This window comes from Occultella aeris (assembly GCF_902703175.1).
GTDB lineage: Bacteria > Actinomycetota > Actinomycetes > Actinomycetales > Beutenbergiaceae > Occultella > Occultella aeris.
In genome coordinates, this window is sequence record NZ_CACRYJ010000042.1 from 17,535 (window position 1) to 36,453 (window position 18,919).

12 protein-coding genes and 1 pseudogene are annotated in these 18,919 nt (G+C 67.2%); 7 read left to right on the forward strand and 6 right to left on the reverse strand.

Annotated elements, in window-relative coordinates:
• Positions 1 to 6: 6 nt before the first annotated feature.
• A complete protein-coding gene (gene rfbB, locus HALOF300_RS13995; RefSeq protein ID WP_156741552.1) occupies positions 7 to 1,002 on the reverse strand; it encodes a dTDP-glucose 4,6-dehydratase in 996 nt (331 codons plus the stop codon).
• A 538-nt stretch (positions 1,003 to 1,540) separates the two neighbouring features.
• On the opposite strand from rfbB, the gene HALOF300_RS14000 reads away from it, so the two are divergent.
• The 7 genes from HALOF300_RS14000 (at position 1,541) to HALOF300_RS14030 (ending at position 10,726) form a co-directional block, all read left to right on the forward strand.
• The gene (locus HALOF300_RS14000; protein WP_156741553.1) at positions 1,541 to 3,595 is read left to right on the forward strand and encodes an N-acetylmuramoyl-L-alanine amidase; all 2,055 of its coding nucleotides are present in this window, start codon (positions 1,541 to 1,543) and stop codon (positions 3,593 to 3,595) included.
• A 58-nt stretch (positions 3,596 to 3,653) separates the two neighbouring features.
• The gene (locus tag HALOF300_RS14005; RefSeq protein WP_156741554.1) at positions 3,654 to 4,370 is read left to right on the forward strand and encodes a hypothetical protein; all 717 of its coding nucleotides are present in this window, start codon (positions 3,654 to 3,656) and stop codon (positions 4,368 to 4,370) included.
• 73 nt (positions 4,371 to 4,443) lie between these two features.
• On the forward strand, positions 4,444 to 5,277 hold the full coding sequence (locus HALOF300_RS14010) for an ABC transporter permease (protein ID WP_156741555.1): 834 nt from the start codon (positions 4,444 to 4,446) through the stop codon (positions 5,275 to 5,277).
• A complete protein-coding gene (locus HALOF300_RS14015; RefSeq protein WP_156741556.1) occupies positions 5,274 to 6,542 on the forward strand; it encodes an ABC transporter ATP-binding protein in 1,269 nt (422 codons plus the stop codon). The genes HALOF300_RS14010 and HALOF300_RS14015 overlap by 4 nt, the downstream gene beginning before the upstream one ends.
• Positions 6,539 to 7,828: a class I SAM-dependent methyltransferase gene (locus HALOF300_RS14020; RefSeq protein ID WP_197522554.1), complete on the forward strand. Its 1,290-nt coding sequence runs from the start codon at positions 6,539 to 6,541 to the stop codon at positions 7,826 to 7,828. Before HALOF300_RS14015 ends, HALOF300_RS14020 begins: the two co-directional genes overlap by 4 nt.
• A 2-nt stretch (positions 7,829 to 7,830) precedes the next feature.
• Positions 7,831 to 8,655, forward strand: coding sequence for a rhamnan synthesis F family protein (locus HALOF300_RS14025; RefSeq protein ID WP_156741558.1), 825 nt, complete (start codon positions 7,831 to 7,833; stop codon positions 8,653 to 8,655).
• Between the two features lie 10 nt (positions 8,656 to 8,665).
• The gene (locus HALOF300_RS14030; RefSeq protein WP_156741559.1) at positions 8,666 to 10,726 is read left to right on the forward strand and encodes a glycoside hydrolase family 99-like domain-containing protein; all 2,061 of its coding nucleotides are present in this window, start codon (positions 8,666 to 8,668) and stop codon (positions 10,724 to 10,726) included.
• Between the two features lie 92 nt (positions 10,727 to 10,818).
• Here HALOF300_RS14030 and HALOF300_RS14035 read toward each other — a convergent pair whose 3' ends face one another.
• From HALOF300_RS14035 to HALOF300_RS14055, 5 genes and pseudogenes are all read right to left on the reverse strand, one after another.
• On the reverse strand, positions 10,819 to 11,544 hold the full coding sequence (locus HALOF300_RS14035; protein ID WP_197522555.1) for a class I SAM-dependent methyltransferase: 726 nt from the start codon (positions 11,542 to 11,544) through the stop codon (positions 10,819 to 10,821).
• On the reverse strand, positions 11,537 to 12,442 hold the full coding sequence (locus tag HALOF300_RS14040; RefSeq protein WP_197522556.1) for a lysylphosphatidylglycerol synthase domain-containing protein: 906 nt from the start codon (positions 12,440 to 12,442) through the stop codon (positions 11,537 to 11,539). Before HALOF300_RS14040 ends, HALOF300_RS14035 begins: the two co-directional genes overlap by 8 nt.
• A gap of 224 nt (positions 12,443 to 12,666) precedes the next feature.
• Positions 12,667 to 15,489: a glycosyltransferase family protein gene (locus tag HALOF300_RS14045; protein WP_156741561.1), complete on the reverse strand. Its 2,823-nt coding sequence runs from the start codon at positions 15,487 to 15,489 to the stop codon at positions 12,667 to 12,669.
• Entirely contained in the window at positions 15,489 to 18,347 is a 2,859-nt protein-coding gene (locus HALOF300_RS14050; RefSeq protein WP_197522557.1) for a glycosyltransferase family protein, read from the reverse strand. Before HALOF300_RS14050 ends, HALOF300_RS14045 begins: the two co-directional genes overlap by 1 nt.
• A 138-nt stretch (positions 18,348 to 18,485) precedes the next feature.
• Positions 18,486 to 18,919, reverse strand: a pseudogene (locus HALOF300_RS14055) (hypothetical protein); the annotation flags it as partial.

Genomic DNA, 18,919 nt, shown 5'->3' on the forward strand with positions numbered 1-18,919 from the left:
CCGTGATCACTGCCCGGCGGCGGCGTACTTGGCCTCGGTGGCATCCTTCTGCGGGCGCCACCAGGCCTCGTTGTCGCGGTACCAGGCGATCGTCTCGGCGAGCCCGGAGCGGAAGTCGGGGAACCTGGGTTCCCAGCCCAGTTCGGTGCGCAGCCGGGTCGAGTCGATCGCGTACCGCATGTCGTGTCCCGGTCGGTCCGTGACCAGGTCGTAGGCGTCCGCGTCCTGGCCGAGGAGCTGGAGGATCAGTTCGACGACGTGCTTGTTGTTCTCCTCGCCGTCGGCACCGATCAGGTAGGTCTCACCCGGCGTGCCCTTCTCGAGGATCGTCCAGACTGCGCGGTTGTGATCATCGACATGGATCCAGTCGCGCACGTTGAGGCCCTGGCCGTACAGCTTGGGCCGCACGCCGCTCAGGACGTTCGTGATCTGGCGCGGAATGAACTTCTCCACGTGCTGGAACGGGCCGTAGTTGTTGGAGCAGTTCGAGATGGTCGCCTCGACGCCGAAGGAGCGCGCCCAGGCGCGCACGAGCAGGTCCGACCCCGCCTTCGTGGAGGAGTACGGGCTCGACGGGTTGTAGGGCGTGCTCTCCGTGAACCGCGCCGGGTCGTCCAGCTCAAGGTCTCCGTAGACCTCGTCGGTGGAGATGTGGTGGTACCGGACAGCATGGCGTCGGACACTCTCCAGGAGTGTGTAGGTCCCGATCAGGTTCGTCTGCACGAACGGCCACGGGTTCGCCAGCGAGTTGTCGTTGTGCGACTCGGCGGCGAAGTGGACGACGACGTCACTCGCCTCGACGAGGGGGTCCACAGCCGCCGCATCCGCGACGTCGCCCTCGACGAACGTGATCTTCTCACGCACGTCGGCCAGGGAGTCCGCGTTGCCCGCGTAGGTCAGTGCGTCCAGGACGGTGACGTCGACCTCCGGACGCTCGTGCACCGTCTGGTGCACGAAGTTGGCCCCGATGAAGCCGGCTCCGCCGGTGATGAGCATGCGCAAGGTGCACTCCTAGAGGTAGTCGTTCCCGCTCTTGACCTGGACAGGGAGCCGTGAGGGACGGCCCGAACCATGGTAGGTCCAACCGGCTGCCCGCCACGCGGCCGGGTCGAGCACGTCGAGCGCGGGCGAGTCGCGCATGTCGTCGCATCGATCTCCCGGAGGAAGGTAAGAGCCTGGTCCACTCGAACTGTGCGAGCGCGAAGTCAGTGGTGCAGTAGCCCTGAGGTCACGTTGCGGAGCAGGACCTCATCGAACCCGGGCTCGTGGAACGGTGCCTCCCCGGACAGGGGTGCGAGCTGGTCCGCGTCGATGTCGATCCGACGACGTCGTGGCCGGGTCGGACATGCAGGCGGCGTGGACGGGTTCCGAGGTGGCCGCACCCCCATGACGGTGATGTTGATGCGGGCACGCTACCCTCACGAACGAGACCGATTCACTACCGTCAACGCCGAGATCGACGCGCCGCGCCGAGCAAATGACCGTCGAGTTGACTGACCATGCACGATGGTGGATAGACCACACAGTCCGGGGGAGATCCATGCGTAACACCAGAGCGGTTCCGACAGCCCTATCCGCGGCCGTCCTGGCCGTCGCGCTCGCTGCCTCGGGTTCGGCAGCGGCATCTGCTCAGCCGGACCCGCCGGGCCGTGACGGCACGGACGCGCCAGACACCTCGGCTGCGGTGGAGGTCATCTCGCTCACGGATGCTTCGGGGACGACGACGGCGGCCGGTGCGGCGGGACTCGCGCCCGCCTCGAGTTCGCGCCTCGCGCCCAACGCTGCGTCCCAGACGCCTGCCGTACTGACCGTGCCGACGGCGACCGACACGTTCCTCGTCGCCGCGGTGACCTGGCGTGATGGGGAGACGCTGGCGGAGGACGCGCACGTATTCCTTCGGGTGCTCGAGGGCGGGGTCTGGTCGGACTGGCTGGAGACCGAGAGTGACGAAGGCTCCGAGGGCGGTCAGGCGGTTGCCGGGACGGACCCCTTCGTCACCGGTGGCGCCGAGGCCGTGCAGGTGCAGGTCACCGGTCCGGCCGCGGAACTTCCGGCAGACCTCGGCCTGACGCTGATCCCAGCGGACCCGACGGAGGACGCACGGGTCAGTTCTGATCCGGGCGAGACCCCGGCCACGTTGCCGGACGCCGACCTGACGGCGGTGCCGATGGGCGAGCGGACCGAGACCGCGCTGGCCGCGGACCCGACGAGCGAGATCTCGACCCCGGCGAGTGCGACGGCGGCTGCCGCGTCCGTGGCCACCACATCCGGGACCGACGCGGCGCAGACGACGGCCACGACGGCCGCTGCCACGTCCGGGGTGAACCTGCCCAATCCTGGCGTCTACACCCGTGCGCAGTGGGGCGCCGACGAGACGATCATGACGTGGCGGCCGTCCTATGCCGGGCTGCAGGCGGCGGTCATCCACCACACGGCCGGGACGAACAACTACACGGCCGATCAGTCCGCATCGATCATCCGGAGCATCTACCGCTACCACGCGATCACTCGGGACTGGGGTGACATCGGGTACAACTTCCTCGTCGACAAGTTCGGCCGGATCTTCGAGGGACGCACGGGCTCACGTACCGCGGCACCCGGGCAGATGACCATCGGCGGGCATGCCCGGCCGATGAACACCCATACGATGGGTGTGTCCGTGATGGGCACCTACACGGAGGCGCCGGCCTCGAGCACTGTGCTCCGTTCGGTCGCCAACGTCATCGCCTGGCAGTTCGGCCGCGCGGGCCTCGACATGACGGCGCGAAGCGGGCTGGTCTCGACCGGTACCGGGGTCGTCCCGAGCGGGGTGGAACTGCCGCGGATCTTCGGCCACCGCGACGTCGCCCAGACGGCGTGCCCCGGCTTGATCAGGACGCAGATCGACCAGCTCAGCATGATGGTCAGCAGCCAGCTGCCCAACCTGTTCTACCTCGCGAACGAGTTCACCACCACGGCCGACGTCCGGTTCCGATACGGGCAGCGAGGTGCCAACGTCTACGTCGGCGACTGGGACGGAGACGGTGTCGACACCGTCGCGACCAGGGTCAACCAACTCTTCTACCTGACGAACACGAACGGGTACTCGGAGGCCGCCAGCGTCGTCGCGTTCGGTCGCCCGGGGGACGTCGTCCTCGTCGGGGACTGGGACGGGGACGGTCGGGACACCTTCGCCGTTCGGCGCGGCAACTTGTACTACATCATGAACACCATGGGCAGTGGGACCGCGGACCGGGTCATCCCCTACGGACGCGCAACCGATCAGGTCGTCGTCGGCGACTGGGACGGGAACGGCACGGACACGCTCGGCGTTCGGCGAGGGAACATCTACTATTTCCGAAACTCCCTGACCGGAGGCGTCGCTGACCGCGAGGTCGCCTACGGACGCAACACCGATGTCGTGCTCACCGGGGACTGGGACGGCAACGGCACGGACACCTTGGCCGTGCGACGCGCGAACCAGTACTTCATCGCCAACTCGCTCTCGTCGGGTCCGGCGAGCACCGTCGTCTTCTACGGTCGAGCCACGGACGTCGTGCTCGTGGGCGACTGGAACGACGACGGGCGAGACACGCTGGGCGTTCGCCGCCTGTGACCTGTCCCCGGGCGTGGCTGTGGCAAACTCGCGGTTCACGTTCGGGAGTGGAGTGGGCATGACGAGGGAACTGACCGAGCCGGATCGGGTTGATTCGAGCCGGATGAGTCGACTGATCGACTTCCTTGAGTTGCGCAGGCCAGACCTGCGGGTCCTTGCCCTTCTGTTCATCGCCGCGGACCTGTTCCTGATGGTCGCCTACCTGTACTTCCGGCTCGACTCGCCGGAGTCGTGGCCATGGGACATCCGCAACGAGCACGGGCTCGGCGAGCGCTACCAGTCGCTGAAGCAGTTCTGGTGTCTCCTGGTCCTCGGCTTGATCTGGGTTCGGCGCAGGAGTTTCGTGGTCTTCGCCTGGGCCGTCGTCATGGCCTACTACCTGGTCGACGACTCGCGGCGGATCCACGAGCGGATGAGTGTCTACCTCGTCGATCAACTCGATCTCGGTATCTCGACATCCGTCGGGGAGTTCGTCTGGTATGCGGCCGTGGGAGCGGTCCTCACCGTTCTGGTCGCGCTTGGGCACCGCTGGGCCGACGAGGCCACCAGGCGTCTCAGCCTGAAGATCGGTGGCTACTTCCTCGCCCTCATCGTCTGCGGCGTCGTGTTGGACTTCGTGCACGACCCGTTCGTCGAGATCGTCCCGATCGACATCGCGCTCACGTTCCTCGAGGACGGTGGCGAGCAGGTGATCCTGAGCTTGCTCACTGCGTTCCTGATCTGCCAGATCCTGCCTGGCGCGGTCAGCAGGTCGGTCCCCGCGGGAGGGGCATGAGTCCCGCAGTAACGTACGTCACGGCAGCCCGCTGGGGCGGGGGATCCACTGGCTCGACTGCTAGTGTGACCCGGTGACATCTGAGTCCGTTCGTGAGATCCGACCATCGGTACCGATCTGGCGACAGTGGAATCTGATCAGCAACTTCGGGCGCCGCGACCTGAAGGCGAAGTTCAACGGAACTCTGCTCGGTTGGGCGTGGTCCCTCGTCGTTCCGCTGGCGACCCTTGCGATCTATACGCTCGTCTTCTCGATCGTCTTTCGGATGGTCCCGCCTCCGATGGGCAACGGCAAGGACGGCATATTCGTCGTCTGGCTGTTCTGCGGCCTCGTGCTCTGGTCCTACTTCTCATCGTGCGTGAACGGCGGGATGGGCGCCCTCCTCGGTAGCGGCCCGCTCCTGCAGAAGATCTACTTCCCCGCGTACGCGCCAGTGCTGGGTGCTGGGCTTGCGGTCGGCATCCAGAGCCTCATCGAACTGGGCATCCTCGCCATCGTGCTCGTCGTCCTCTTGAATGTGTCGTGGACCTGGTTGTTGATACCACTCGTTCTGGCCCTCTTCGTGATATTCACTGCGTCGGTCGCGACGATTGTTTCGGTGATGAACGTGTATTACCGTGACCTGGCCCATCTCGTATCGGTAGCACTGCAGCTCCTCTTCTACCTGACGCCGATTATCTACAACCCGGACATCGTCCCGCTATCGTGGAACGGAATTCCCCTGCGCGCGATCGTCGAATTCAGTCCGTTGTCCCAATTCGTGGAATTGTTCCGGGCGGCCATCTACGACCTGACCACGGGTGATCTCAGCACCTGGATCTCTGTGACGATCTGGACGGTTGTCGCACTCGCGGGGGCGATGTTCGTCATGAAGCGTCGTGGCGGCGACCTGAGCGAGGCGCTATGACCGACATCGCCATCAAGGTCGGCCACCTCAGCAAGACCTTCCGACTCCAGACCGAGCGGCGCAACTCGATCAAGGAGATGTTCGTCCGCGGCAAGTCCAGGGGCGTCCACGACTTCCACGCGCTCCGGGATGTCTCGTTCGAGGTCCCCCGCGGTTCGACGTTCGGGTTGGTCGGACACAACGGGTCAGGCAAGTCGACGCTGCTGAAGATCCTGGCCGGCGTCTACCGGCCGTCCGCCGGGCAGGTCCTCGTCGACGGTCGGGTCTCGGCGCTGCTCGAGCTCGGTGCGGGCTTCCATGGTGAACTCACGGGGCGCGAGAACATCTATCTGAACGGCGCGATCCTCGGGCTCTCCAAGAAGCAGATCGACCGGTCGATGGACCAGATCATCGACTTCGCCGGGATCGGTGAGTTCATCGACTCGCCCGTGAAGGTCTACTCCTCCGGCATGTACGTCCGGCTCGGATTCAGCGTCGCGGTGACGCTCGATCCGGAGATCCTCATCGTCGACGAGATCATCGCGGTGGGCGACGAGGAGTTCCAGCGCAAGTGCTTCGACCACCTCTTCGAGCTCCGGCGCCGCGGCACCACGATCGTTCTGGTCACCCACTCGCTCACGCTGGCGGCCGAGCTCTGCGACCAGGGCATCTGGCTCGACCACGGACGCCCCCGGGCACTCGGCGACGTGAGTGACGTGATCGACGGCTACCTCCTGGACGTCAACGCCAAGGAATCCGCAGCCAGGGCCGAAGCCGATGCGGCGGCAGGCGGCGAACCGGGCGACGTGGGCGACGAGGTCGCGGTGCCGATACCGCGCCAGGGGTCCGGCGAGATCCGGATGACCAAGGTGACGCTGCACGATGCCTCCGGGGCAGAGGTCGGGTTCGTCACGCCGGGCGAGGAGTGCACCGTCCGGGTGCACTATCGCAGTACGCGGTCGCTGGAGGACGTGACGTTCGGACTCGCCTTCATCCATGAGTCGGGCATCACGGTCGCCGGGCCGAACTCGATGCAGGACGACCGCCGCTACGACATCGAGCCGGGCGAGGGTTTCGTCGACTTCTACAGCGAGGCGCTGCCGCTGCAGCCGGGGGCGTTCAACATCAGTACGGCGATCGTGGACAAGGGTCACACCTATGACTACTCGGACCGCGAGACAGAGCTCCGGGTCCGCGCCGACCACGCCGTGCGGGAGCCAGGCCTCACACGGATGCTCGGCCGATGGAGTGCCGAGCCGTCGCTACCGGTGGAAGGAAAAGCATGACCGAAAGCATTCAACTGGCCGACGTCTCGCGGGCACTGTTCCTGCTCTCGATGGACGACGGTGACCAGGCACTCGCCGCGCTGACCGCGAACTGGGAACCGTCCGACGAGGTGTTGGCGGACCTGACAAGCGCCCTCGCCACCCCGACGGCGGCCGAGCGGGCTCGCGGCCTGGGTGACGCCTTCCGCGATCACGCGTTGCCCCACGACCACGCGAACGAGTGCTACCGAGCAGCGTTCTACTTCTCCGGGTCCGCTGAGGAGTTGTCGTCGAACCCGCTGTACGCGCACTATCTCGCGCACCGGTCGGGCGCCATCCTCGACAAGTGGATCCACTACTTCCCCGTGTATCACCGCCACCTCGATCGCTACCGGGGTAGGCCGGTCCGGGTGCTCGAGATCGGTGTGTACCGCGGCGGTGGCCTCGACATGTGGCAACGGTACTTCGGTGCCGAGGCGACGATCGTCGGGCTCGACGTCGACGAGGCCGCGGTGCGCGCGGTGGACGGCCGCTACGTCGTGGAACTCGGCGACCAGGAGGACCCCGACGTCCTCCGGCGCATCAACGACGAGTACGGGCCGTTCGACGTCATCATCGATGACGGTGGCCACACCATGGGGCAGCAGATCGTCACGGCCGAGACGCTGTTCCCGCTGCTGCTCGACGGTGGGACGTTCATCACCGAGGACTGCCACACGTCGTACTGGGACTACTACGAGGGCGGGCTCAAGCGCGAGGGGACGTTCATCGAATGGGTCAAGGACCGTGTCGACGACGAGCACTCGCGCTACGACCTGGCGATCGATCGGACCACTGTCTGGGCCACCCACCTCGACGGTGTCCACGTCTACGACTCCGTCGTCGTGCTCGACAAGGCCGAGCGGTTCCGCCCTTTCAGCGAGGTCGTCGGCAGTTCGTCGTACCTTCGCTCGGACCGGCTCGCCGAGTCCTACCTGGCGGATGCGCTCGCTTCGCGGGACCAGCTCCAGGCGGAACTCGACGCCATCCGAGGTGAGGTCACCGCGCTCCGGGACGAGATGGACAGGACAGTGGACAGGTCCGCGACGGAGGTCATCGAGAACGACCGGAGTGCCAGGCTCGCGCTGCAGCGGATGCGTCGTGAATCTGTCGAGACGAACGCCGAACTCGAACGACTGACGACCGACCTGGCCTCGGCGAACGGTCGGCTCCTGGAGAGCTGGGAGCAGATCCGGCTGATGCGTGGCTCGGTGTCCTGGCGTCTGACCGCGCCGATCCGCGGCGTCCGGCGATTGATGAGCCGCTGAGTATGCCGCTGCGGGGTCGGAGCCGGCCGCGGGTCCTTGACGGGCCCGGGGCGAACCTGCGAGTGGAGTCCGGGGACGTGGGCCTGCTGGCCGCTGCGACGAAGGTCGCGGTGGTGGCGCAGTACAGCGCCGACGGACGTGTGGGTCGCTCCCTGACGGAGTATCTCCGCCAGTTCGTGGCGAACGGTTACACGCCACTGGTGATCTCGACGGCGCCGGCCGAGCTGGTCTGGACCGAGCCACCGCCGGAGGGTGTGGTGGTCACCCGCAGGGAGAACCTCGGGTACGACTTCGGATCCTGGGCGGTCGGGCTGCACCGGTTCCCGGAGGTGACACGGCTGGAGCACGTGGTCCTGACCAACGACTCGATGGTCGGCCCGTTCGCGCCCATCGATGACCTGCTCGCGGACTACGAGAGCACCGGCGCCGATGTCTGGACGTTGACCGACTCGTGGCAGATCGCGCACCACTTCCAGAGCTACTTCGTCGGATTCCGGCGCGGCATCCTCGCGGAGCCCGCGCTCAGGGACTTCTTCGCGAACGTGAGGGTGGAGCCCACGAAGATGGACGTGGTGATGCGCTACGAGCTGGGGCTGAGCCGGGCCTGCGTGGCGGGTGGCTACGCACCCACAGCCCGGTTCCGCTCGCACGACGTGACGCAGGATGCGGTCAATCCGACCCTCGGCGCGTGGCTGACGCTGCTGCAGCGCGGATTCCCGTTCGTCAAGCGGACCCTGGTGACCGATCCCTCCACCGGCCCCGGTGGCGACCGGATCGGTGAGGTCGTGCGGGCGATGTACCGGCAGGAGATTGACGAATGGCTGTAACGGAGGATCGATGAGACGGATCACGGTTGCCGGAGTGCGCCGCAGGCTGGCGCGCTACCGCGGAATCGCCAAGGGCGCGGTTGTCACCTACCTCCAGGACGGCACGTTGCCGGGTCGTGACTCCTCGCGTGCCGCCGTCGACTTCGGGGCCTGGCTGCGCCGCGGCGCGGGTCGCAAGGCATCGGGCCACCCGGACAGCTGGCGGATCGATCCACAACTCCCGCTGGACGAACCCGCCCGGGTCGCGGTGCTCGTCCACGTCTTCTACCCCGAGCTCCTGCCTGAGCTCCTCGAGCGACTCGCCGCGATGCCGGTCGAGTTCGACCTCGTCGTCACCAACTCCTCGGGGAAGCCGGTGGACCTGGCCGGTGTGGCGGCGCCGATGCTGCGCAACTGCGTCTCGTTCGACACCGAGAACCGTGGCCGGGACATCTTCCCCCTTGTTCAGGTCGTCAACGCCGGAATCCTCGACCCCTACGAACTCGTGCTCAAGATGCACACCAAGAAGAGTGCATGGCGTACTGAGCGAGTCGATCTCGAGGGTTCCGGCGACGCGTGGCGGGCTGGTTTCATCGAGGAACTCGTCGGCGACGGTGACCGGATCCGAGCGATCCTCGGCGCGTTCGCCGAGGACCCGAACCTCGGGCTGGTCACCGCGGAGGGCAACGTCGTTGGATCCGAGCACTGGGGGGCCGACGAGCCGATCACCCGCGAACTCCTGCGCCGGATCGAGCTCGACGTCGTCCATGACGACCTCCGCTTCGCGGCCGGTTCGATGTACTGGGTCCGGGCGTTCGTCCTCCAGGGGTTGAGATCGCTGAACCTCACGGCGGCGGACTTCGAGGACGAGCGGTCCGCACACATCGACGGCACCACGGCGCACGCGCTGGAGCGCTCGATCGGGATCCTCAGCCGGGAGGCCGGCCTGACCGTCGAGGACACCCGCCATGTCCGGGAGCACCCGGCGGCGGAGGAGGCGTGGACCCGGTTCACCCTTGACGCACCACGGGTGCCAGCAGCTCGCTTCGTGCCGTTCTACCTCCCGCAGTTCCACCCGACGGAGGAGAACGACGTCTGGTGGGGCAAGGGATTCACGGAGTGGACGAATGTCACCGCTGCGCGGCCCGTCTACCGAGGTCAGCACCAACCCCGGTTCCCGACCGAGCTGGGCTTCTACGACCTCCGGCTCGACGAGATCCGGGAACAGCAGCGCGAGCTGGCCGAGGATCATGACATCGCCGGTTTCATGTACTACCACTACTGGTTCGCGGGGCGACCGCTGTTGGAACTACCCGTGAACCGGCTCGTCGAGGGTGACGTCGAACAGCCCTTCTGTCTCATGTGGGCGAACGAGAACTGGACTCGGCGCTGGGACGGCCGGTCCAGCGACGTCCTCATCGGGCAGGACTACGACAAGGTGCCCGCGGAGCAGTTCATCGACGACGTCGCACACCTGCTGGAGGATCGACGGTATCTACGGGTCAACGGCAAGGCGGTGCTGGCCATCTACCGACCCGGTCAGATTCCCGACTTCCCCGCGGTCGCCGCGACCTGGCGAGCGCGCGCCCGGGAGGTCGGCATCGGTGAGTTGTTCCTGCTCTCGGTGAGCGTCGCCGAGGAGTTCGACGGCTTGACCTCCAGTGCCGCGGACTACGGGCTGGACGGCTCACTCGGCTTCCCACCGCACAACCTTTCGTGGGTGGCGGGCCCGGCTGAACACCTGTCCCTGGATCCGTCCTTCCGTGGCAACCTGATGAGCTACGGCGCCCTTGTCACCGAGGCCATCAAGAAGCTGCGGACGATGCCGGACGACTACTACCCGGGCGTCATGGTGAACTTCGACAACACGGCGCGTCGGCAGTGGCGACCAGACCTCTGGTACGGGTCCAACCCGTACACGTTCCGTCGCTGGCTAGCGGAGTCCGTGCACGCCGTGGCCCACCGGCCGGCGGACGAACGGATCGTCTTCATCAACGCGTGGAACGAGTGGGCCGAGGGTGCGATTCTCGAGCCCACCGACCGGTTCGGCCGCACCTATCTCCAGGCAGTCCGGGATGTCGGCCGGTCGTAGGCGACGCCCGCGGCAGACGTCAACCCGATCCTGACCGGTCGCAGGTTCTCGGTGCTGCCTTGGTATCGCTCGGCCACCCAATGGCGGCTGGTTCAGTGCCCGGCTGCCCTGGTCAGCACGGACGTCTGCTCCGGGTAGGGCAGGGTCGGGGTGAGCCCGGTGAATCGCGTCTCTTCCAGCCCGGACTTCTCGATGGCCTTGCGGTACCGCCGCCGCCGGGTGTTGTCGAAGACGATGATGCCGTCCTCGGCCAGGTGCGGGATGGCGGCCCTGAGGCACGCGGCACGCGCTCGACCATCGATCACCACCACGTCGAACAGCCCCCCGACCGCGTCGATGGTGGTCACGTAGGCCTTGAAGTCCAGACCCGCATTGCCGGACTTCAGCGATCCGATCACCGGATGCTCGGATCGCACCGGCTCCACGAGGTGGAAGGTGACGTCCTCGAGCTTCGCCAACTCGGGACCGATCGTCTTGGCAAACCCGGCGTGGTGCTCCACGGTGTGGATCTCGCGAGCTCGCCGGGCCAGCCAGAACGTGCTGGCGCCCGAGCCGTACTCGAACACCCGGAGATCGTCGGGGCGGGCGTCCAGCACCCGTTCGATGTGGTCGATCGCGTCATAGGTCCACCACGGCACGCCGAGTTCCACGATTGCCATCGAGTCGTGGACGCGCGTGAGGCTGTACGCCCAGTGCTGCAGTCGGTGGCTGCGGACCGGTGGACTCGCGCTGAGGACCTTCGCCCTGGTCAGCAACCGCCCGGTGGCGCGCATGGCGCTCGCGTATGTGCTCTTGACCAGGTAGGGCAGGTTACCCAAGCGTTTCACCTTCATTGGGAGCAGGAGTCGGCAATCGGCGCCCCGTCCGCAGCCAGAGCAGGCCCAGAGTACCGCCTGCCGCGTCGACGACCATCAACAGCAGGCGCGCGATCGCGGCCACGGCTACCGCCGGTCCAGGTTCAAGACCGGAGATCGCCACGAACAGGATCTCACGGACTCCAGCTCCCGCCGGCACCGGAACGGCGAGGAACCCGATGATCCACGCGGCGATCGCGGCAAAGGCGATTCGAGCAGGCAACTGCTCGTATCCGAGTGCCTGCGTAACAGCCACCGAGGCTGCGCCGACGAGCAGCCAGGTTGGGATCGCGCTCAGGATCAGGGAGAGCATCGTCCGGAACGGTGGTGCGGCAATGCGGATGCGCCCCTTCGAGACTCGATCCAGCAGCCCGAGCAGCCGCCCGGATACGCTCGGATGGGCGCAGACCACACCGATCGGCACCAGAGCCAGGAGAAGCATCTCTGGCCCGACCCGGCCACCATCGGCCGTGAGGAACGGAGCCAGCAGTCCGGATGCGAAAGCGGCGCCGACGCACATCAGCGCCAGGGAGAGCATGGTGCTGGTGTAGGCGAGACCGCGCGGCACGCCGCCCCGTGAGGCGAGTTCGCCGCGACCGACCACCGGCCAGATTCCGCCAGGGATGTACTTGCCGAGTTCGCCGACGAAGTACCAACTCGTGACGACACGGAGCGGGCGAACCTCGTCGAACGTGGCGAGCGTGCGCTTCCACAGCACCGCAAGTCCGAACATCGACGCGGCGCTGGCGAGCAGCGCCACCGCGATCCAGCCCGGATCGGCCGTTGCGACCGCCGTCGAGACGGTGGACCACGAGTCGATCAGGGCCTTGGCACAGAGTGCCAGTGCCGCCACCGCTGCCACGAGTCCCACGACCCGCAGCAGAACCTTGCGCCGAGAGTGGCCGGTCCGGCCCGGCACCTGCGGGACCTCCGGTGCCGCGTCAGGGGATGAGGGCGTCATTTGCGACGGATTCTAGTCGCCGCACCCGGCCTGGCCCGGCCGGCGACGAGTGGCGCGTTGTGATCGGGGTGCGTGGTCGAAGCGTGGGGTGCACGCGGGCAGGTGTTGGCACGGTGGAGCGACATCTAGCGACGTCCTTCGCCTCTGGCCCGGATCCGCCGCCGGAGCAGTGGTGCGATCCCGATCCCCGCGAGCAGCACGAGGCACACCAACGAGATCGCTGCCCCGCGGGCGCCCGATTCGGGCGCGTATGTCAGCTCCACCTGGTGGGCACCCGCCGGGACCTCGACCGCACCGCCGGCGTAGTCCGCCGACAGGATCTCCACGGGGTCTCCGTCGACCGTCGCGACGAAGTTCTCGACGTTGTCGGAGATCACCACCAGACCGGGTTCGGTCGCCGTCACGTCGACCCGGATCGTGTCTCCGCTGTCCTCGACGACGGTGAGCTCCGTGGTCGAACCCGTGCCCGTGAGGGGAGTCTCGGGCGCGTCCGAGAGGATCACCGTGCCCCCGGGAGCAGGATCGTTGGCCATGGCGTCGAGCCGCTCGGCCGGGTCCGGGATCACGATCGCGTCGCTGGTCCAACGGATCCTCGGCAGCGCCGTCGGTCGCTCCCAGATGATCAGGCCCTCGCCGGCGAAGACGAGCTCGAGCCCATCGGAAGGAACCGGCGGGCGGACCGCCAGCACCTGCAGATCTCCGTCCGGTTCGAGCGCCGCGGTGACGGGGGCATCGACGGTCACCCGCACCGTCAGCGGGTCGCCGGTGTCGGGGAAGGCACCGCCGTCGATCGGGGTGAGGGCGACCGGCACCTTGACCTGGTCCGTCGTGGCCCGCACGTCGACCTCGTTGCGGGCTATCGTGCCATCGGCATCAACCAGCTCGACGGAGACGGTCGCAGCCTCGTTCACCGTCATCGGGATGTGCAGGCCACGCAGTTCGCCCGGCGCGATCTGGGCCTCATAGCTCTGTCCGGGCTCCAGCAGCACCGGTTCCGAGGATTCACTGACGGCATCCTCGACGCCGGCCAGAGGGGCCGGGATCGGACCGGGGTAGCTCGACTCGGCGTCGGCCACCAGATACCGGACCCCGAACCGGTCCAGGCCGGGCTGGATCCCGAACTGCGTGACCGCGCTCGAGAGCACGCTGTAGGTCGGTCCGATGAAGGCGCGCTCGTCGATCGCAGTCAGCACGGCTGCCATGTCCTCCGGGACGAACGCATGGCCGTTGAGGGTACGCAGACCGAAGTACTGGTTCGTGTTCGGACGGATCGGGTGCCCGAGCGTGGCGATCCGGTCGTGTCCGAGATGCTCCTGGAGGTACTCGATGCCGGCGCTGGTGCGGAAGAAGGCGTCCCGTTCACCGGTTGGCCAGTAGAACGCCGTGGCGGGCACTGCCTGCAGCGGCACCGTCACCACGACGAGAGCGAGCGCGATCCACCGGGGCCAGGACCGACGCAGCCCGATCAGAACCAGGACACCAAGGGCCAGCATCGGCACCACCGCGACCAGGGCATCACGCCACGCGTACTGGCTGATGTCCAGGATGCGACCGGAGACGAGCAGGGCGGCTCCAGCGCCGGCCAGCAGGGTGACGGCCGCGACCGTGACCACCGTCGGCAGCGTGAAGGCACGGGTCTGGTCCTGCGAGTCCGAGCGGAGGTGGTCGATGCCGGCGGCGGCCAGCAGGGCCACGGGCAGGCCGAGTTGTGAGCGCATCCGGCCGATCGGGTTCCCGCTCAGGAAGGGAAGGTTGTTCATCCAGTCGGACCAGGGGCCCTGGAACCAGATGAGTCCGACGACCAGCACGATCGCGCCGAGACAGAAGAGGCCAACCGACCGTGGGATGCCGCCTCGGATCGTGCGCACCACGCCGAGCGCGGCGAGGATGACGACCATGCCACCCAGGTAGCTGTTGACGTCCATCGGGCTCAGGCCGGACCACAGGTAGTTTCCGGAGAACGACTCGGGAAAGATGGTCGTCAGCATGAAGTGCCGTGAGTTGACGCCGAAGAAACCGTCCTCGCGGTAGGAGAGATCCGTCTCGCCGAGGAGTTGGTCCGCGAACGGCAGCAGTTGGAATGCCGTGACGCCCACACCGACCACCACCGCACCCGCGAGGATTGCGAGGTCGCGCAGAATCGGGCGCACGGACCTCCGATGGCGGACGAGAGTACGGACCAGGGCGTAGATACCGGCCAGGTACAAGGTCTGTGCTGCCACTGCGGGGAACCCGCCGAAGAGCAGGAGTGCGGTGGCGATCGCGACCGGCACCGCGTCTCGGACCCGCCGCTCCTGGGAGAACCGCTCGATGGACCAGAAGAGCATCGGGATGATCGTGGCGACTGCGGTCTGCGGCCAGTTCGTCCACGCGATGATGAAACCGGTCATGGGATAGATGAACGCGGCGAGCCCGGCCCCGAGCTTGCTCATCCCGAGTCGGCGCACCAGCAGGAACGTGAACGTAGCCGCGAACGCCATCTCGAGCAGTTTCGACCAGGCCGGCGCGAGCCAGGTCGGGAGGATGAAGAAGACCCAACGGCCGGGGGAGATCATCCCGTAGTTGATGGTGCCCAACAGCGGGAAGCCGCCGACGTTCGCCGACGTCCACATGGCGAGGTCGCCCTGGAGGAGCCGCACGTGCACCTCGTGCATCGCCGGCAGGAAGTAGTCGAGCTGATCGGAGACGTAGACGGACGTCGAGGATGCTTCGTCCGAACCGGGCAGTTCCGACCAGGGCCTGAAGAGTTCGAACAGATCCAGACCGGTGAAGACGTTGAGTCCCAACAGGGAAGGGCCCAACCGCAGTGCCACGAACGCCAGTCCCAAGGCGCCCAGCATCAGACCCAGGATCCGCGCCGGCCGCGTCGATCGCTGGAACAGTGGTGCTCGATGATCCTGGACGCCGGGAGCGACCGGTGCTGGCTCGCTCTGATTGGTCGAGGACATCAGCGAATGCTATCCGGTTCAACTTCGACGTCCGCCCGCACGTCGGATTCCGCGTCGGACGCCTGTCGGCGGCTCCGTCGCTGGAGCAGCAGGGAACCGACCCCGATCGCAAGCAGGATTGCGGCAGCACCGATCGTGAGTCCGATGCCCAGCTTGCCGGACTGTGGCGCGTAGGTCAGTTCGACGGTGTGTGACCCGGCGGGAACCAGGACCGCGCCACCGGCGTGCTCGGCTGTGACGATGTCGGCAGGCTGCCCGTCGACTGTCGCGACGAAATCGTCCATCGTGTCGGTCACCACGACGAGCCCAGCGGTCTCGGCCTCCACGTCGACACGAATCACGTCGCCGCTGTCCTCGGTGATCGTCAGCTCGGCCGTGCCGCCGGCCAGTTCCTCAGGCAGTTCCTCGGCCAGGATCGCGGCCTCCGGATCGACGGCATCGTTCGCAACGGCTGCCACGCGGTCCTCGTCGTCGTTGATCACGACGGCCTCGCTCGCCCAGCGGATCCGGCTCAGGCTGGTGGTCCGCTCCCAGATGATCAGGCCCTCGCCTGCGTACGCGAGGTCCAGACCGTCGCCCTCGGCCGGGGCTCGGACCGCCTGGACGCGCAGGTTCCCCACGCCGTCCGCGGACCCGATCAGGCCGTCCCCCGTGAAGGTGACGGTCACGGTGAAGGGGTCACCGGAATCGGGGAACGCCACGCCGTCGATGGGGGAGAGTGCTATTGGGACGGTGACCTCCTCGCCGGTGTTGCGAACGTCGAGTTCGTTGCTCGCCAGCAGTACTCCGTCAGCGTCGTGGATCTCGACGGTGACGCTCCCGGGCGCGTTCAGGATCACTGGGATGTGGACGCCGCGCAGGTCGCCGGCCGCGATCGTGGATGTGTACTCGCGGCCAGGCTCCAGGGCCAGGTCGCCGGCGCGCTCCGCCAGCGGGTCCCCGATCCCCGGCAGCGTGACCGGGACGTTGCCCGGGAGGATCGCCTCGGCGTCCGCCACCAGGTACCGAACCCCGAACCGGTCCAGCCCGGGGGCGCGATCCCCGTAGGAGGCGATGTCGTTCGACAGCGCCGTGTATGTGGGGCCGATGAACATCGACGGGTTGATGGCGAGGAAGACCTCGGACATCTGCTCCGTCACGAAGGAGTGCCCGTTGAGGGTGCGCAGGCCGTAGTACTGCGTGATGTTCGGACGGAGCGGAAGCCCGAGGGTCGCGATCCGGTCGTGCCCCTGGTTCTCCTGGAGGTACTCGATGCCCGAGGTGGTGCGATAGAAGTCCTCACGATCGCCGGTCGGCCAGTAGAAGGCCGTTGCGGACAACGCCTGTAGTGGCACCGCCAGGACCACGAGGCAGAGCACGAGGGTTCTCGGGCGCCGGCTGCGCAGTCCCCAAAGCACAAGGCCGAACAGCAGCACCAGGGGCACAACTGCGATGAGCGTGTCCCGCAGGACCTGTTCGCTCAGGATGAGGATCCGCCCCGAGTTGAGCAGGTCGGCGGCCGCTGCCGCGAGCGCCGTCACGGCTCCGACAGCGAGTGCCGTCGGCCATGTGAATGCTCGGGACTCGCCGTCCGAGTCCGTCCGGAGCAGGTCCACGCCGGCCGCGGCCAGGATGGCGGCGGGGAGTGCCAACTGTGAGCGGAACCGGCCGATTGGGTTCCCGTTGAAGATCGGGAGGTTGTTCATCCAGTCGGTCCACGGGCCTTGGAACCAGATCAACGTGACGGCGAGCAGGACGACGCCCACGAAGAAGAGGCCGACGTGCCGTGGCACCCGGCCGCGGAGCACTGAAACGACGCCGAGTGTCGCCAGGGCGATCGTCACGCCGCCGAGGTAGGCGTTGACGTCCATGGGGCTGGCTCCGGCCCACAGTTGGTTCCCGGCGAACGACTCCGGGAACATGGTCGTCAGCAGGAAGACGGGTTGGCTCACGCTGAAGAACTCTGATGCGCGATAGGTGAGGTCCGTCTCGCCGAGCAGTTGACTTGCGAACGGCACGAGCTGGAATCCGGTCAGGGCAACGCCGATCAGCACACCGCCGGCGAGCAGTGCGAGGTCCCGCACGATTGCGCCGATCGCTCGACGTTGGGTTGCGATGGTCCGGACGAGGGCATATGCCCCGGCCAGGTACAGGGTCTGCCCCGCGACGGCGGGGAACCCGCCGAACAGCAGGATCGCCGTGGCGAGGGCCACGGGCAGGATGTCGCGCACCCGCCGGAGCTGCACGAAGCGTTCCACGGACCAGAAGACCATGGGGATCGTGGCGGCGACGGCGGCCTGCGGCCAGTTCGTCCAGCCGATCATGAAGCCGGTCATCGGATAGATGAACGCTGCCACGGCGGCAGCCAGCCGACTGAACTTCAGCCGGCGCGCGAGGAGCGCGGTGAAGGCCGCGGCGAACGCCAGCTCGGCGAGCTTGGCCCAGGCCGGGGCCAGCCATGTCGGCAGGATGAAGAACAGCCACCGGCCGGGCGTGAGCATGCCGTAGTGCATCGTTGCGAACAACGGGAATCCGCCGACGGCGGAGGAGCTCCAGAGCGCGAGGTCGCCGTTCAGGAACCGTTCACGGATCTCGTACATCCCGGGCAGCGTCGAGTCGAGCTGGTCCGAGACGTAGATGGACGACGTCGGGTAGCCGCCCGCCCCGGGCAACTCCGACCACGGTCGGAAGAACTCGAACAGGTCCAGGCCGACGAACACCTCGAGGCCGAGCAATGAGGGCCCCAGGCGGATGCCGATGACGGCGAACGCTGCAGCCGCCAGCAGCCAAGCGGCGAGGCGGTTCCTGCCGCCGTGGTCGAACAACGGCGCCGAGTGATCCTTGGGTCGTTCGACACGTTCATCAACGTCGGCAGTCACGGGCGCGTGCTCGTTGATGAAGACTCCTCGGGTCGGGACGGTCTGGGGCAGCGAACAGCACCGCCCGCCGACCACGGATCGTACCTTTCCGACCTTGGCTGGTGCGTGGGGCCGCTCCGGAGGCGAGGCCTTGGCGCGCTACAGCCTGGTCCACCGTCCGCACCCGACGCTACTGAACCCGGCGTCGGAGGCAGCGATCGTGACGACGAGAGAGCCGTCGAAGTCATTGGCGATGATGTCGCTGAACTCGCCGTTGAACCCGGACAACCGCTGCCAGTAACACGCCTCTCCGGCCAGGCCGCTGGCGTGGTAGGTGCCCGCAACGATATGGCGGGAGACCACGAACGCACCATCGGAGAACGTCGACGAGGGACTGCCCGGGTAGGTCGAACGAACCTCGTTCCAGGTGCCGCAGCCGGTGGAGTGGAAACCTGCGTCGCCGGCTGAGATCGTCACGATCGGGTAACGCTGCCCGAAGTCATTGGCGATGATGTCGTCGAACTCGCCGCTGAACCCGGCCAGGCGCTCCCAGTAGCAACTGTCGGCGCCGGTGCTTGCCCGATACGTTCCGG

Excerpts from the sequence above, each read along its gene's own strand:
- HALOF300_RS14000 (WP_156741553.1), top strand. The coding sequence starts at position 1,541 with ATGCGTAACACCAGAGCGGTTCCGACAGCCCTATCCGCGGCCGTCCTG.
- HALOF300_RS14005 (WP_156741554.1), top strand. The coding sequence starts at position 3,654 with ATGACGAGGGAACTGACCGAGCCGGATCGGGTTGATTCGAGCCGGATG.
- HALOF300_RS14015 (WP_156741556.1), top strand. The coding sequence starts at position 5,274 with ATGACCGACATCGCCATCAAGGTCGGCCACCTCAGCAAGACCTTCCGA.
- HALOF300_RS14020 (WP_197522554.1), top strand. The coding sequence starts at position 6,539 with ATGACCGAAAGCATTCAACTGGCCGACGTCTCGCGGGCACTGTTCCTG.
- HALOF300_RS14025 (WP_156741558.1), top strand. The coding sequence starts at position 7,831 with ATGCCGCTGCGGGGTCGGAGCCGGCCGCGGGTCCTTGACGGGCCCGGG.
- HALOF300_RS14030 (WP_156741559.1), top strand. The coding sequence starts at position 8,666 with ATGAGACGGATCACGGTTGCCGGAGTGCGCCGCAGGCTGGCGCGCTAC.
- HALOF300_RS14045 (WP_156741561.1), bottom strand. The coding sequence starts at position 15,489 with ATGTCCTCGACCAATCAGAGCGAGCCAGCACCGGTCGCTCCCGGCGTC.